Source organism: Rhodococcus sp. NPDC059179, assembly GCF_042754885.1.
In the GTDB taxonomy this organism is placed as follows: domain Bacteria; phylum Actinomycetota; class Actinomycetes; order Mycobacteriales; family Mycobacteriaceae; genus Rhodococcus_G.
In genome coordinates this window covers 401,334-414,852 of sequence record NZ_JBHZBV010000004.1, presented here as the reverse complement: position 1 = coordinate 414,852, position 13,519 = coordinate 401,334, and the positions used below count along the sequence as shown (strand labels likewise).

The 13,519-nt window shown below is 69.0% G+C and carries 13 protein-coding genes; 5 read left to right on the top strand and 8 right to left on the bottom strand.

Annotation, left to right across the window (positions count from 1 at the left end; genetic code table 11):
- Positions 1 to 197 precede the first annotated feature (197 nt).
- The 3 genes from ACFXMV_RS12485 to ACFXMV_RS12475 are packed head-to-tail and all read right to left on the bottom strand — an operon-like array spanning position 198 to position 2,512.
- Positions 198 to 494, bottom strand: coding sequence for an antibiotic biosynthesis monooxygenase family protein (locus ACFXMV_RS12485; protein ID WP_378498264.1), 297 nt, complete (start codon positions 492 to 494; stop codon positions 198 to 200).
- Positions 495 to 547: 53 nt separating this feature from the next.
- Complete coding sequence (locus ACFXMV_RS12480; protein ID WP_378498263.1) at positions 548 to 904, bottom strand: MmcQ/YjbR family DNA-binding protein; 357 nt, start codon at positions 902 to 904, stop codon at positions 548 to 550.
- Positions 905 to 961: 57 nt separating this feature from the next.
- On the bottom strand, positions 962 to 2,512 hold the full coding sequence (locus tag ACFXMV_RS12475; RefSeq protein WP_378498262.1) for an adenylate/guanylate cyclase domain-containing protein: 1,551 nt from the start codon (positions 2,510 to 2,512) through the stop codon (positions 962 to 964).
- An 86-nt stretch (positions 2,513 to 2,598) separates the two neighbouring features.
- Here ACFXMV_RS12475 and nucS point away from each other — a divergent pair, with 86 nt between their 5' ends.
- Positions 2,599 to 3,273, top strand: coding sequence for an endonuclease NucS (gene nucS / locus ACFXMV_RS12470; RefSeq protein ID WP_378498261.1), 675 nt, complete (start codon positions 2,599 to 2,601; stop codon positions 3,271 to 3,273).
- A gap of 20 nt (positions 3,274 to 3,293) precedes the next feature.
- Positions 3,294 to 3,596: an ATP/GTP-binding protein gene (locus ACFXMV_RS12465; RefSeq protein WP_378498260.1), complete on the top strand. Its 303-nt coding sequence runs from the start codon at positions 3,294 to 3,296 to the stop codon at positions 3,594 to 3,596.
- Here the strand turns inward: ACFXMV_RS12465 and ACFXMV_RS12460 are convergent.
- A complete protein-coding gene (locus ACFXMV_RS12460) occupies positions 3,577 to 4,500 on the bottom strand; it encodes a hypothetical protein (protein ID WP_378498259.1) in 924 nt (307 codons plus the stop codon). The two genes, ACFXMV_RS12465 and ACFXMV_RS12460, sit on opposite strands and share 20 nt — an antisense overlap.
- An 81-nt stretch (positions 4,501 to 4,581) precedes the next feature.
- On the bottom strand, positions 4,582 to 5,055 hold the full coding sequence (mce, locus tag ACFXMV_RS12455; protein ID WP_378498258.1) for a methylmalonyl-CoA epimerase: 474 nt from the start codon (positions 5,053 to 5,055) through the stop codon (positions 4,582 to 4,584).
- A gap of 89 nt (positions 5,056 to 5,144) precedes the next feature.
- Here mce and ACFXMV_RS12450 point away from each other — a divergent pair, with 89 nt between their 5' ends.
- The 3 genes from ACFXMV_RS12450 to ACFXMV_RS12440 all read left to right on the top strand — a co-directional run bounded on the left by ACFXMV_RS12450 (position 5,145) and on the right by ACFXMV_RS12440 (position 7,856).
- Complete coding sequence (locus ACFXMV_RS12450; protein ID WP_378498257.1) at positions 5,145 to 6,341, top strand: acetyl-CoA C-acetyltransferase; 1,197 nt, start codon at positions 5,145 to 5,147, stop codon at positions 6,339 to 6,341.
- Between the two features lie 91 nt (positions 6,342 to 6,432).
- On the top strand, positions 6,433 to 6,801 hold the full coding sequence (locus ACFXMV_RS12445) for a DUF3817 domain-containing protein (protein WP_378498256.1): 369 nt from the start codon (positions 6,433 to 6,435) through the stop codon (positions 6,799 to 6,801).
- A 167-nt stretch (positions 6,802 to 6,968) separates the two neighbouring features.
- The gene (locus tag ACFXMV_RS12440) at positions 6,969 to 7,856 is read left to right on the top strand and encodes a co-chaperone YbbN (protein ID WP_378498255.1); all 888 of its coding nucleotides are present in this window, start codon (positions 6,969 to 6,971) and stop codon (positions 7,854 to 7,856) included.
- 6 nt (positions 7,857 to 7,862) lie between these two features.
- On the opposite strand, the gene ACFXMV_RS12435 is transcribed toward ACFXMV_RS12440, so the two are convergent.
- The 3 genes from ACFXMV_RS12435 to ACFXMV_RS12425 are packed head-to-tail and all read right to left on the bottom strand — an operon-like array spanning position 7,863 to position 13,494.
- A complete protein-coding gene (locus ACFXMV_RS12435) occupies positions 7,863 to 9,287 on the bottom strand; it encodes a metallopeptidase (RefSeq protein WP_378498254.1) in 1,425 nt (474 codons plus the stop codon).
- Positions 9,287 to 11,491 carry a 1,4-alpha-glucan branching protein GlgB gene (gene glgB, locus ACFXMV_RS12430; protein WP_378498253.1) on the bottom strand — a complete coding sequence of 735 codons (2,205 nt, stop codon included), beginning with the start codon at positions 11,489 to 11,491 and terminating at the stop codon, positions 9,287 to 9,289. Before glgB ends, ACFXMV_RS12435 begins: the two co-directional genes overlap by 1 nt.
- Positions 11,488 to 13,494, bottom strand: a complete 2,007-nt coding sequence (locus ACFXMV_RS12425; protein WP_378498252.1) for a maltotransferase domain-containing protein — start codon at positions 13,492 to 13,494, stop codon at positions 11,488 to 11,490. Before ACFXMV_RS12425 ends, glgB begins: the two co-directional genes overlap by 4 nt.
- Positions 13,495 to 13,519 lie beyond the last annotated feature (25 nt).

Genomic DNA, 13,519 nt, shown 5'->3' with positions numbered 1-13,519 from the left:
CACCCGGCCGCGTCCCACCCTCGACTACGACACCCCCGCCGATCGGCTCCGCGCCCTCATCGCAGGAGATGTTGCCCTGACTGCTTGACTTCACCTCGGCCGATGCCCCGAGAACTGCACACTCGACGTCAGGGCAGGGCGCGATACTTCGGATATCGATCACTCAGTGCAGGGACGGCCGGTCGCACGCTCACCTGCTACGCGATCTCGACCTGCTCGTAGTGCTCGACCATCGGAAAGGGATCGTAGAAGTCGTGCAGCGACGAACGCCACTGCTCGTATTGCGGTGACTTCCTGAAGCCCTCGACGTGGTCCTTCAGGCTGTCCCACTCCACCAGCAGCAGATAGGTATCGGGACGCTCGAGGCAGCGCGAAAGCGACAGCCGCCGGAATCCGACCATGTCGGAGATGATCGATTTGGCTCGACGGAACGCCGACTCGAACTCCGCGCTGCGACCTGGCTTCACTTGTAGGACGGCATGTTCGAGGGTCATCGCAGCATCTTCGCATGGGATTGACGACACCTATAAGGACCCCACGCACAGGGCTATTCGTCGTACAGGCTTCCGAACTCGTGTGCCTCGACGAGACGTTTGGGTGCGGTCAGGCACCAGGCCTCGGTGACCAGTTCCAGCAGTTCGTCGGGCTCGATCCTCGCCAGCTGCACGACCACCCACCCGAACTGACTGGTGGTGAACTGGACCTCGAACACCTCGGGCCGCTCGGCCACCAGCGCGATCTGCTCGTCGAGGGTGGTCTTGAGCCCCACCGTCTCCGTCTTCTCCCATATGTAGCCGAATCCCTTGCCGCAGACCTTGAGTCCGATCCAGTTCCCGCCGCTGCTCTGCTCGGTCTCGGGCAACGTGTCCAGCATCGTCAGGAACTCATCGACAGTCACACCCATGCCTCACATCTACCATTGCCCACCGACATTCCAACGGACACGGTCCGAATTGAGGCGTCAGCGACGCGGCGTCGCCAATCGGGTGGCCGCGCTGCGTCCGCGGAGGACCACAGCATCGCCGAGTTCCCAGAGCTGCGACTCGGTGGACCCCGCGCCCTGGACGGCGCGATCGGAGGCGACGAGTGCGCCGTCGATCGTCTTGGCGAGCTCGGACAGCCGGGCCGCCTCGTTCACCGGGTCGCCGATGACCGTGTACTCGAATCGTTTGCGGGCCCCGATGTTTCCCGCGACGGCCGTGCCCGCGGCGACCCCGATCGCGGCGCTGCAGTCAGGCACCTCGACGACGAGTCGGGCTCGGATTGCCCGCGCGGCGGCGAGCGCGTTGCCCGCATGGTCCGGGATCTCCACCGGTGCGCCGAAGACGGCGAGGGCCGCGTCGCCCTCGAACTTGTTGATCAGGCCGCCGTGCCGGTCCACCTCGTCGACGACGACGTCGAAGAAACGGTTGAGCAGGTCGACGACCTCCTTGGGCGGGCGCGATGCCGCCAGCTCGGTGGACCCGACCAGGTCGATGAAGAAGACCGCGATCTCGCGCTCTTCGCCGCCGAGTTCCGGATTTCGCTTGATGGCGGCGTCGGCCACCTCGTGGCCCACGTGCCTGCCGAAGAGCTCCTGGATGCGTTCGCGCTCGCGCAGACCCTCGGCCATCCGGTTGAAGCCGCTCTGCAGCTCGCCGAGCTCGGTGCCGTCGTAGACGACGACCGCCGTGTCGAGCTCCCCGTGCTCGACGCGCACCATCGCTTCCCGGACCGCGCGAATGGGCGCGACGGTGGCGCCAACGCCCAGCAGGGTCAGCGCCAGCCCGAAGACCAGGGTGATCCCTCCGAGCGCGAGGATCGAGACCGCGAGCTTGGTGACGGTGACGTGCTCGGGACGAATGAAGCTGGCGATGGCGATCAGCATCAGACCCGCTACCGGCACCCCGGTGCCGAGGGTCCAGGCCAGCAGGTTGCGACCGGTTACGCCGGCGATACGTACTCGGCGCGGGTCGCCAGCCTCGAGGGCCCGAGCGGCCGCGGGCCGCAACGAGAACTCGCTGAGCAGGTAGCTGAACGCGGAGACCGTCACCCCGCCCATCGCGATCGTGAACGAGACCTTCGCGATGGATTCGGGGTCGATGACCCCGTAGCTGATCGTGAAGATGCCGAATCCGATGGTCCACAGCAGAATCTGCATGCGCGTCAGGCGCCAGGGCATCGCGAGCGCCGCCGCGGCCTCCTCCCGGGTCGGTTCCCGGTTCTCGATGGCCCACCGCAGGTCTTTCGTCGCACGGAGGGTGCCCCAGAGGATCCCGAACGCGAGGGCCAACGCGATGTAGACCGGCGCGATCACGGCATTGACGATCACATAGTCAAGGTCGAAGAGGTTCGGGCCGGGCACGACGACGGTGATGAGGGCGCCCACCACGAGCGCACCGATCAGGTTGGACAGCACCAGACTTGCGGTCAGGAGGACCTGGACCCGGATCCGGCGGCTGCGGGGGCTCTCATCCTGGGCGCCGAGCAGCCGCGAGCCCAGCGGCGCGATCGAGCGGAAGGGGAGCGGCATGGTCGCTCCAGCGTAGTGGTGTGGCTGTCGGCGACCTGGCGTGGCGGGTCTGCGGCGAGCGTCGATCGGTGCTCTAGGGTGGTCGGGTGCGCCTCGTGATTGCCAGCTGCCATGTCGACTACGTCGGCCGTCTCACCGCACACCTGCCGAAGGCGCGCAGGCTCCTGCTGGTCAAGTCCGACGGGTCGGTGAGCATTCATGCGGACGACCGTGCGTACAAGCCGCTGAACTGGATGAGCCCGCCGTGCTGGCTCGTCGAGAACGACGGCGAGGAGGGCACCCAGCTCTGGGTCGTGACCAACAAGGCCGGCGAGGAGCTGCGGATCACGATCCACGACGTCGAGCACGATTCCTCGCACGAGCTCGGCATCGACCCGGGCCTGATCAAGGACGGGGTCGAGGCGCACCTGCAGGAACTGCTGGCCGAACACGTGGAGACCCTCGGCCCCGGCTACACCCTGGTGCGACGTGAGTACATGACGGCGATCGGCCCGGTGGATTTGCTGGTCCGGGACGCGGACGGCGCGTCGGTCGCCGTGGAGATCAAGCGCCGCGGCGAGATCGACGGCGTAGAGCAGCTGACCCGGTATCTGGAACTGATGAACCGGGATCCGCTGCTCGCGCCCGTGACAGGCGTGTTCGCCGCCCAGCAGATCAAGCCGCAGGCGCGGACCCTCGCCGAGGATCGCGGGATCCGCTGCCTGACACTCGATTACGACGCAATGCGGGGGACCGAGAGCACCGAGTTCCGGCTCTTCTGATCGGAACCTAGGCTGTAGTCATGCCCCGACGCAATCAGCGAAACCGGACCGACAGGCCGACGCCTGCCGGCGGGCATGAGTCCCGGATCGACTCGGGGCCTGCTGGATACGACGACGAGCGCTACCTGGTGCGTCCGGTGCCGGGGGCGCGTGCCACCAAGACCTACCGCTGCCCCGGTTGCGACCACGAGATCCGGCCCGGAGTTCCGCACCTGGTGGCCTGGCCTGCGGATGAGCTCGGCGGGGCCGAGGACCGCAGGCACTGGCACACCGGGTGCTGGAACGGGCGCGGGTCGAGAGGAATCACCCGGCGTTGGTCTTGACCGACTCCTCGGATGCCTCGTCCTCGTCTTCGGTTGCGGTTCGTCCGGTGGCTTCGCCGCCGCCGTCGAGCAGTTCGCCCTCGCGGTTGACAGAGGCGAGCATGGCCGGGACCGAGTCGAGCTGACCACGAATTCCCAAGAGCTGAGCCAAGACCCGGCCGCGCAGGACGCGCAGTTCCTCGGCGAGCTCCTTCGCGTGGGCGATCCGCTTCTCGGCCTGTTCGGTGGCGGTCTGCAGCCGCCGGCGCGCCTCGTTGGTGGCGTCGGTGAGCCTGCGCTCGGCCTCGGCCTTGCTGGTGGACTCGAGCTCGTTCACCGCGCTGACCACCTTGGTGCGACGTTCGCTCATGGTGATCTCGAAGTCCTGCTGGACCTCGTTGCGCCGCGCCTCGGACTCGGTCTGGAGCTGGGCGACCTCGGACTGCGCCTTCTCGACGAGACGGGCGGCCTCGGTGCGCGCGGTCGCCATGGTCTGCGTGTGCTCGACATCCATCGCGTTCCGGCGATCCTCGAGCTCGGCCAGCAGGCCCTCGTACTTGCCGCGCAGCGCGGCGCCGTCCTGCTCGGCGATGGACACCATCTCGGCGGCTTCGGACTGGGCCGTGGCCCGTACCTCCGAGGCCTCATCGGAGGCGAGGCGGAGCATCCGGGAGATGCGCTCGCTCATGCCCTCCGCGGTGGTCGGCGGAACCGAGAGACGGTCGACGTCCTTGCGCAGGTCGTCGATCTCGTCGCGGGCGTCCTCCAACTGCTGGGCGAGGTCCCTGGCCTGCGCCGCCGCCGCATCACGATCGGTCGCGGTGACCCGGAGTTCCGCGTCGAAGCGCTCGAAGTAGTTGCGTACCTCGTCGCGGTCGTAGCCCTTCCGCGCGATGGTGAAGGGCAGGTGGATCTCGTTGGGCATGGTCATAACTTACCGTCGCTCCGGTGTGATGTGGTCGACGCGCTGAGGCGGACCATGGTGGTGAAGGGGTTGGCGCAGAATTCAGTGTGCCGGGTCTGCGGCCGGCTCCACCAGCTCGACCAGTACGCCGCCCGCGTCCTTGGGGTGCAGGAAGTTGATCCGCGAGTCCGCGGTGCCGCGGCGCGGGGCGTCGTAGAGCAGCCGGACGCCGCCGGCGCGCAGGCGCTCGGAGATCGCGTCGAGGTCGGTGACCCGGTAGGCGAGCTGCTGCAGGCCGGGGCCGCTGCGGTCGATGAACTTGGCGATGGTCGAGTCCGCGTTGAGCGGGGCGAGCAACTGGATCGCGGTGGCGCCTGCCGGGCTGCCTGGCACCGACAGCATGGCCTCGCGCACGCCCTGCTCCTCGTTGACCTCCTCGTGGGTGGAAACCAGGCCGAGGTGCTCGCCGTACCACGCGATGGCCGCGTCGAGGTCGGGCACCGCGATGCCGACGTGGTCGATGGCCGTCACGAAGTCGGAAGCGAGGGCGAGGGCGTTGGGGGCGGAGTGTGTCATGGCCAAGACGGTAGCGCTACCGTTTATGTAGTTCTCTTTGGGATGTGACTTCGGTCGCTGACCACCCGTGTTGATCGTTGGAGGAAGTCGTGAGCAGTTCAGTCATTGTCGCCGGAGCCCGGACCCCGGTGGGTCGTTTGCTCGGCTCGCTCAAGGATCTTTCGGGGTCGGATCTGGGCGGTGTCGCGATCAGGGGTGCCCTGGAGAAGGCGGGTGTGGCGCCCGAGCAGGTGCAGTACGTGATCATGGGTCAGGTGCTGACGGCGGGTGCGGGGCAGATGCCGGCCCGGCAGGCGGCGGTGGCTGCCGGCATCCCGATGGATGTGCCCGCGTTGTCGATCAACAAGGTGTGTCTGTCGGGTGTGGACGCGATCGCGTTGGCGGACCAGCTGATCCGGGCCGGCGAGTTCGATGTGGTGGTCGCCGGTGGTCAGGAGTCGATGTCGCGGGCGCCGCACATGCTCGAGAAGTCGCGTGAGGGATTCAAGTACGGCGACGTGAGCATGCGCGATCACATGGCGTACGACGGGTTGTACGACATTTTCACCGAGCAGCCGATGGGCAACCTGACCGAGGCCAGGAACCAGGACGCGGATCAGCGGATCAGTCGTGAGGATCAGGACGCGTTCGCCGCGGCCTCGCATCAGAATGCGGCGCGGGCCTGGAAGGACGGGTTGTTCGACGCCGAGGTGGTGCCCGTGTCGATCCCGCAGCGCAAGGGCGACCCGATCGTCGTCAACACCGACGAGGGCATCCGCGCGGACACCACGGCCGAGTCGCTGGGCAAGCTGCGGCCGGCGTTCTCCAAGGACGGCACGGTGACGGCGGGGTCGGCGTCGCAGATTTCCGACGGCGCGGCGGCCGTCGTGGTGATGAGCAAGGCCAAGGCGGAAGAGCTCGGGCTGTCGTGGATCGCGGAGATCGGTGCGCACGGCGTCGTCGCGGGACCGGATTCGACCCTGCAGTCGCAGCCGGCGCGGGCGATCGCGAAGGCCTGTGAGCGCGAGGGCATCGATCCGAAGGATCTGGACCTCGTCGAGATCAACGAGGCGTTCGCGGCCGTCGGCATCGCCTCGACGAAGGAGCTCGGCCTCGACGCGTCGAAGGTGAACGTGAACGGCGGCGCGATTGCGATCGGGCATCCGCTGGGCATGTCGGGTGCGCGGATCGCGCTGCATCTGGCGCTCGAGTTGGGCCGTCGCGGCGGCGGCGTGGGTGCGGCCGCGCTGTGCGGCGGCGGCGGTCAGGGTGACGCCCTGATCATCAAGGTGCGGCCGCAGGGCTGATCAGCGCTCGGCCGAGAAGTCCACTACAGGGCGTCGGAGATCACAGTCTCCGACGCCCTGTGGTGGATTCGGCTCGGGCACAATGGTGCGCATGGCCAATTTCTTCGACCTGTCCACCACCGCGAAGCGCTTCCGGTTCATTGCCGTCATCGAGGCGATCACGTGGGGACTGCTCCTCATCGGGATGTTCTTCAAGTACGTCTTCGATATCGAGGCGGCAACGATGGTGCCGGGCATGCTGCACGGCGTCGCGTTCATCGGTTTCCTGATCCTCGGCCTGCTGGCCGCCATCGCGTTCAAGTGGTCGCCGAAGGTCATGATCGCGGCAATCGTTGCCTCGATCATCCCGTTCGCCACCATCGCGTTCGAGCGCTGGGTGGCGAAGGCGGGCCAACTCGGGGAACTGTCGGCACCGGGCTCCGTGCCCACCGACGCGGTTCTGTCGCCCAGCAAGGCCTGAGCCCACACACGTCAGCTTCCAGCGCCCCCGCAACCCACCCACGGTTGCGGGGGCGTCGTGCATCCGGTCGGGGTGCGCCGTCCACGGGTCCGCGTGACAAACTGGTCACTGTGACTCGACCCGGCTCCCGCCCACCCGCACGCCCGTCTGCCGCGTCTGCCGCCGCCATGTCCGGCGCGGTGGATCTGTCCGTGCTCAAGGAACGAGCACAGGCCGCACCCGCAGGCCCACCGACCGCGAACGGCGCGAGTGCCACGTTGGCGCCGGTCGTCGAGGTGACCGAGGCCAGCTTCGAGGCCGAGGTGCTCACCCGCTCGACCCAGGTTCCTGTCGTCGTCGAACTGTTCGCGGCCTCGATGCCGTCCACGGCGGTGTTCTCCGCGACGCTGGACTCGCTCGCCGCGGCCGGCAACGGCTCCTGGGTGCTCGCCAGGGTGAACGTGGACGCCGATCCCCGGATCGCGCAGGCCTTCGGCGTGCAGGCCCTTCCCGCCGTCGTCGCGGTCGCGGGTGGACGCCCGCTGGCGGACTTCGACGGCGACGAGCCGCAGCTCGGGCAGTGGATCGACGCCGTGCTGCAGGCGACCGACGGCAAGCTCTCCGGCCCGCCTGCGGCCGCGGACGAGGCCGAGCAGGAGGAGGTCGAGGACCCGCGGTTCGTGGCGGCCGAGAACGCGCTGAGCGAGGGCGACCTGGCAGGCGCCGAGGCCGCGTATCAGGCGATCCTCGACGCGGAGCCCGCGAACGCGCAGGCGCTCGGCGCGGTGCGTCAGGTCCGGTTCATCGCTCGAGTCCAGGACATCGCCCCCGATGCCGTCGCGCGGGCCGATGCCGACCCCACCGACGTGTCCGCCCAGCTCGATGCCGCCGATTCGGAGCTCTACGGCCAGCAGCCCGAGGCGGCCTTCGCCCGTCTGGTCGAGACGATTCGCCGCACCGCGGGGGACGAGCGGACCGTCGCCAGGACCCGCCTGCTCGAGCTGTTCGAGCTGTTCGACCCGGCCGATCCGATCGTCATCGCCGCCCGCCGCAAGCTCGCTTCCGCGCTCTACTAGCCGCAATCAGCTGTAGCGGCTCTCGCAGGCCTGCCGGCCGCCCAGGACACCGGAGCGGAAGGCGTCGACCCGGGCGAAGCCGCTCGGCACGGTGTTCCCGTTCACGTCGCTGGCCATCAGGCCGTCGGTCAGCAGCCCGGACACCGCCTCGTCCAGGTCGCCGGGGGACAGCGTCAGCCCGCCCGCCTCGCCGACCGCGGTCGCCGCGGTCCATGCGCCGGACAGGCAGGCCGCCCGGACCGCGGTTTTGGCCTCGGTCAGCGACTTGTCGGCGTTCGCCTGTGCGGCCAGGGTGAAGCGCGAGGCGACCAGTACGTAGGCGCCGAAGTCGCCGCGTACGTCGGCGGAGAACTCGTCGCCGGACTCCGGGTGGGGGGTGCCGCGCTCGGTCAGTTCGGGCAGCGAGACGCCGATCGTGTTCGTTGCGGGGCAGTAGGAGACCGGTTCTGTCGCCTCCGCGTCCGAGCACCCGGTATCGGCCCCAGAGAAGTCGACTTCCGGCTTCTCCGGCAGGGCGAACAGGGCCTGTAGCGAGTCCATCGTCAGCCGCACCGACTCCTCGGTGACCGGCATCTCGCCGGTGTCGCCCTCGGTGGTGAACTGCTGGGGCAGCTCCGCCTGCCTCGACACCACGTCGGCCTCGTCGATCTTCGTGCAGGACTTGGCGCCGTCGGTGAAGCCGATCTGGAACGCGGTGATCCGCTCGAACGCCGAGCCGTGCACCGACTCCGGGTCGTTCGGGTCGCTGTCGCGCACCGCGACCATCGCTGCCATCACCGAGTTGAGTCCGTCGGAGGTGTTGAGGGTGAAATGCTCGGAATCGCCCTGCGCGACGTGCCGCATGTAGGCCCCGGCGAAGCAGTCCGCCTGCTGCTCGAGCACCAGGGTCAGGTCGTCGTCGCCCGCGAGCCCCGACGCGTACTGGACCGCGTGTCCGTACTCGTGCGCCATCACCATCACCACGGACATCGGGCCGAAGGTCTCGATCAGCATCGGCAGCAGCACGGCGCGGTCCCAGCCGATGGATCCGTCGCGGGTGCAGTAGCCGGCGTTGGCGAACCCGTGGGTGCTGTCCCCGCAGAACGTCGGGGCCTGCGCCCGATCCGCGTCCGGATCCCACGAGAGCAGGTCGGTGACGGGGGTGAAGTCTCCGCTGAACACCCGTGGGTACTCGGCCTGCCAGAACGCCCCGATGTCTGCCACGGAATTGGTGGCCAGCACGTCGGCCGCCGAGCCGTCCGCACCGCGGACCGGAATCTGGGACGCGGGCACGCCGTCGCGCGGACCACTGGGACCGGAGGTCGCGGGCAGGCCGGCCACGGTAAAGGGGTTGTCGTAGATCGACACGGCGCGCCCGTCGATGGCGGAGGAGCAGCCCGCGACGAGCGAGGCGAGCGCGACGACGGCGAGAACTGCCCGGCGGCGGCGCATCAGCCGCGCTCCAGGCTCAACCAGATGGCGCCGTTCTGGGGTAGCGCGACTGCCGCCGACGCGGGTCGTCCGTGCCAGGGCTGCAGGGTCGCGGTCACAGCTCCGAAGTTACCCACTCCGGCGCCGCGATAGGCATCGGCATCGGTGTTGAGGATCTCGACCCACCGGCCGGGCTCGGGCAGACCGACCCGGTACTCCGAATGCGCCGAGCCGGAGAAGTTGAACAGGCACGCCACGATGGACCCGTCGGACCCGTACCGCAGGTAGCTGAGCACGTTGTTCTCGGTGTCGTTCGCGTCAATCCAGGAGTAGCCGCCGGGGGAGTTGTCGAGCGTCCACAGGGCCGGGTGGCGTCGGTAGGTGGCGTTGAGATCGCGTACCAGCGCGAGGATTCCGCGGTGCAGCTCGCCGACGTGCTCCTCGTCGAGCTGATACCAATCGAGCCCGCGCTCCTCGGACCACTCGGTGCGCTGGCCGTATTCCTGGCCCATGAACAGCAGTTGCTTGCCGGGATGCGACCACATGTAGGCGAGCAGGCTGCGCAGACCGGCGGCCTTGGCGAAGTCATCGCCCGGCATCCGGGTCCACAGCGTGCCCTTTCCGTGCACCACCTCGTCGTGGCTGATCGGGAGCAGGTAACACTCGCTCCACGCATACATCAGCGAGAACGTGATCTCGTGGTGGTGGAAGCTGCGGTGCACCGGGTCGCGGCCGAGGTAACCCAGGGTGTCGTGCATCCAGCCCATGTTCCACTTCATGCTGAAGCCGAGGCCGCCGACGTTGGTGGCGCGGGTGACGCCCGGCCATGCGGTGGACTCCTCCGCGATGGTGACGACGCCGTGGTGCTGCCGGTGCACGGTGGCGTTCATCTCCTGCAGGAACGCGACCGCCTCGAGGTTCTCCCGTCCGCCGTGGATGTTCGGCGTCCAGCCGCCGGCGGGGCGCGAGTAGTCGAGGTAGAGCATCGACGCGACCGCGTCCACGCGCAGACCGTCGATGTGGAACTCCTCGATCCAGAACAGCGCGTTGGCGACCAGGAAGTTGCGCACCTCCCGCCGTCCGAAGTCGAAAACGTAGGTGCCCCAGTCCAACTGCTCGCCGCGATGGGGGTCGGCGTGCTCGTACAGCGGGCCGCCGTCGAACCGGGCCAGTGCCCAGTCGTCCTTCGGGAAGTGCGCGGGCACCCAGTCGACGATGACGCCGACGCCTGCCAGGTGCATCCGGTCGACGAAGGAACGGAAGTCGTCGGGGGAGCCGAAGCGCGCGGTCGGCGCGTAGTAGGAGGTGACCTGGTAGCCCCATGATCCGCCGTAGGGGTGCTCGGCCACGGGGAGCAGCTCGACGTGCGTGAACCCGTGCTCGACGACGTAGGCGGACAGCTGGTCGGCGAGCTCGAGGTAGCTCAGCCCGGGACGCCAGGACCCCGGGTGGACCTCGTACACGCTCATCGGTGCCTGGTTCGGGTCGGTGCGCGCGCGGACGGCCATCCATTCGGCGTCGGCCCAACGGTGCGTGGCGACGCCGACCACGGACGCGGTCCGCGGCGGCACCTCGGTGGCGAACGCCATCGGGTCGGCCTTGTCCCGAACGCCGCCGTCGCTGCCGTGTACCCGGAACTTGTACAGCTCGCCAGGCCCGACGCCGGGGACGAACAGTTCCCAGACACCGCTCGAGCCGAGCCTGCGCATCGGGGCGGTGCGCCCGCCCCAGCCGTCGAAGTCGCCGATCACCGCGACGCCCCGCGCCGAGGGCGCCCACACCGCGAACGAGGTGCCCGTCACCTCGCCGTCCGGGGTCGAATAGCTGCGTGGGTGCGCACCGAGGATCTCCCACAGCCGCTCGTGCCTGCCCTCGCCGAACAGATGCAGGTCCAGTTCCCCGAGGGTCGGCAGGAACCGGTAGCCGTCCGCGGTGACGAGCGCGTGGCCGCCGGGGTACTCCACCACCAGTCGGTAGTCGATGAGGTCCTCGACGGGGACGACGGCGCTGAACAGGCCGTCGGACACGTGGTGTAGGCGGTGGTCGACGCCCCCGACCCGGGCGGACACGGCATCCGCGTGGGGGCGCAGCGTCCGGATCACCGTACCGCCGGGATGCGTGTGCGCCCCGAGTATCGAGTGCGGATCGTGGTGGGTGCCCTCGGCGAGCCGGGCGAGGTCGGTGAGCGCGGGCGCCGCGACCTGCGCGACCCGATCGGCGCTCACGAGGTCGGTGCGCGGTGGGCGAGGGGTATCCGCGCAGCGTAGGGAACGGCGGGCAGCGCGAGGATGTGGGCGACCGCGCGCCAGGGTTCGAGTCGGACGAAATTGGCCTGTCCCCAATGGAACTGCTCGCCGGTGACCTCGTCGAGAACGGTGAGGTGATCCTGCCAGTCGCGCCCGAGCGCGGGCATGTCGAGCCAGATGATGCCCTGCTCCGCCCCGTACGGGTTGAGGTTCACGATCGTCAGCACGGCGTCACCGGTGGTCGGGTCGAACTTGGAGTAGGCGATCAGGGAGTCGTTGTCGGTGTGGTGAAAGGTGATGTTGCGCAGTTGTTGCAGCGCCGGGTGGGCGCGCCGGATCCGGTTCAGGGTGGCCAGCCAGGGTTCCAGCGACTCGCCGCGGGCGCGGGCTCCGTCGAAGTCGCGGGGGCGCAGCTCGTACTTCTCGGAGTCGAGGTACTCCTCGCTGCCCGGTCGCACCGGAAGGTGTTCGTACAGTTCGTAACCGGAGTAGACGCCCCAGGTCGGGGACAGGGTCGCGGCCAGCGCGGCGCGCAGTGCGAACATCCCCGGGCCGCCCTGCTGCAGGCTCTCGTGCAGGATGTCCGGCGTGTTGACGAACAGGTTCGGCCGGGCCTCGTCTGCCTTCGCGGCGATCTCCAGCCCGAATTCGGTGAGCTCGTGCTTGTTCACCCGCCAGGTGAAGTAGGTGTAGGACTGGGTGAACCCGCGCTTGGCGAGGCCGTACATGCGGGCGGGTCGGGTGAAGGCCTCGGCGAGGAACAGCACGTCCGGGTCGGACCGCTTGACCTCCGCGATCAGCCACTCCCAGAAGTCCGGCGGCTTGGTGTGCGGGTTGTCGACCCGAAAGATCTTGACGCCGTTCTTGATCCAGAACCGCACCACGCGCAGCACCTCGGTGTAGATGCCGTCGGAGTCGTCGTCGAAGTTGACCGGATAGATGTCCTGGTACTTCTTCGGCGGGTTCTCGGCGTAGGCGATGGTGCCGTCGGGCAATACCGTGAACCATTCCGGATGCTGCTGTGCCCACGGGTGATCGGGTGCGCACTGCAGCGCCAGGTCGAGCGCGACCTCGAGCCGCAGGCGGCGCGCCCGGGCGACGAAGTCCCTGAAGTCCTTCAGCGTGCCGAGTCGCGGGTGCACGACGTCGTGGCCGCCTTCCTCCGCGCCGATCGCCCACGGCGAGCCGACATCGTCGGGACCCGGCGTCAGGGAGTTGTTCGGGCCCTTGCGGTTCACCCGGCCGATCGGGTGGATCGGCGGCAGGTAGACCACGTCGAATCCCATCGCGGCGATTCGGGGGAGGTCGTCGGCCGCGGTCGCGAAGGTGCCGTGCAGTGGGATGCCGTCGGCGTCGCGGCCACCGGTCGAGCGGGGGAAGAACTCGTACCAGGCACCGACGAGGGCGCGCTTGCGGTCGACCCACACCGGGATCCGGCGACCCTTGGTGACCAGGTCGCGCAGCGGGTACACCCGCAGCAGTTCGGCCATGTCGGCGGCGAAGGCTGGGGCGACCCGGGCCGACAGCTGCTGCTGACTGCGCAGGGCGGCCGCGACCGCGGCGCACCGCGGGCGGTCCCCGCTCGGCACGGACTTGGCTGCCCGCTCGAACAGACGGGCGCCGATCTCGAGGTCGTTGGCGAGCTCGGTGGGGCCTTGACCGACGGACAGCTTGGCCTCCACGTTGTGGCGCCAGGTGGAGATCGGGTCGCTCCAGCCCTCGATCCGGTAGCTCCACGCCCCGACGCCGGTCGGCGTGAACACCGCCGCAAACGTGTCCGGGAACGGGCCGGGGGACATCGGGATCCGAATGGTGGCGCTCGATCCCGGGCCGCGCACCGCGAGGGTCGCCGCCACCGCGTCGTGTCCCTCGCGCCACACCGTCGCGGAGACCGGGAAGGTCTCGCCGACGACCGCCTTCGCGGGGTGGCGTCCCCCCGAGATCTCGGGGGCGACGTCATCGATGCCTATCCGCCCGGTCATGGACTAGACCTTACGGGTAGTGGCT

What these genes read in the sequence shown, in the direction of transcription:
- ACFXMV_RS12485 (WP_378498264.1), bottom strand. Translation starts at nt 494, where the DNA reads ATGACCCTCGAACATGCCGTCCTACAAGTGAAGCCAGGTCGCAGCGCG.
- ACFXMV_RS12480 (WP_378498263.1), bottom strand. Translation starts at nt 904, where the DNA reads ATGGGTGTGACTGTCGATGAGTTCCTGACGATGCTGGACACGTTGCCC.
- ACFXMV_RS12475 (WP_378498262.1), bottom strand. Translation starts at nt 2,512, where the DNA reads ATGCCGCTCCCCTTCCGCTCGATCGCGCCGCTGGGCTCGCGGCTGCTC.
- ACFXMV_RS12465 (WP_378498260.1), top strand. Translation starts at nt 3,294, where the DNA reads ATGCCCCGACGCAATCAGCGAAACCGGACCGACAGGCCGACGCCTGCC.
- ACFXMV_RS12460 (WP_378498259.1), bottom strand. Translation starts at nt 4,500, where the DNA reads ATGCCCAACGAGATCCACCTGCCCTTCACCATCGCGCGGAAGGGCTAC.
- mce (WP_378498258.1), bottom strand. Translation starts at nt 5,055, where the DNA reads ATGACACACTCCGCCCCCAACGCCCTCGCCCTCGCTTCCGACTTCGTG.
- ACFXMV_RS12445 (WP_378498256.1), top strand. Translation starts at nt 6,433, where the DNA reads ATGGCCAATTTCTTCGACCTGTCCACCACCGCGAAGCGCTTCCGGTTC.
- ACFXMV_RS12440 (WP_378498255.1), top strand. Translation starts at nt 6,969, where the DNA reads ATGTCCGGCGCGGTGGATCTGTCCGTGCTCAAGGAACGAGCACAGGCC.
- ACFXMV_RS12435 (WP_378498254.1), bottom strand. Translation starts at nt 9,287, where the DNA reads ATGCGCCGCCGCCGGGCAGTTCTCGCCGTCGTCGCGCTCGCCTCGCTC.
- ACFXMV_RS12425 (WP_378498252.1), bottom strand. Translation starts at nt 13,494, where the DNA reads ATGACCGGGCGGATAGGCATCGATGACGTCGCCCCCGAGATCTCGGGG.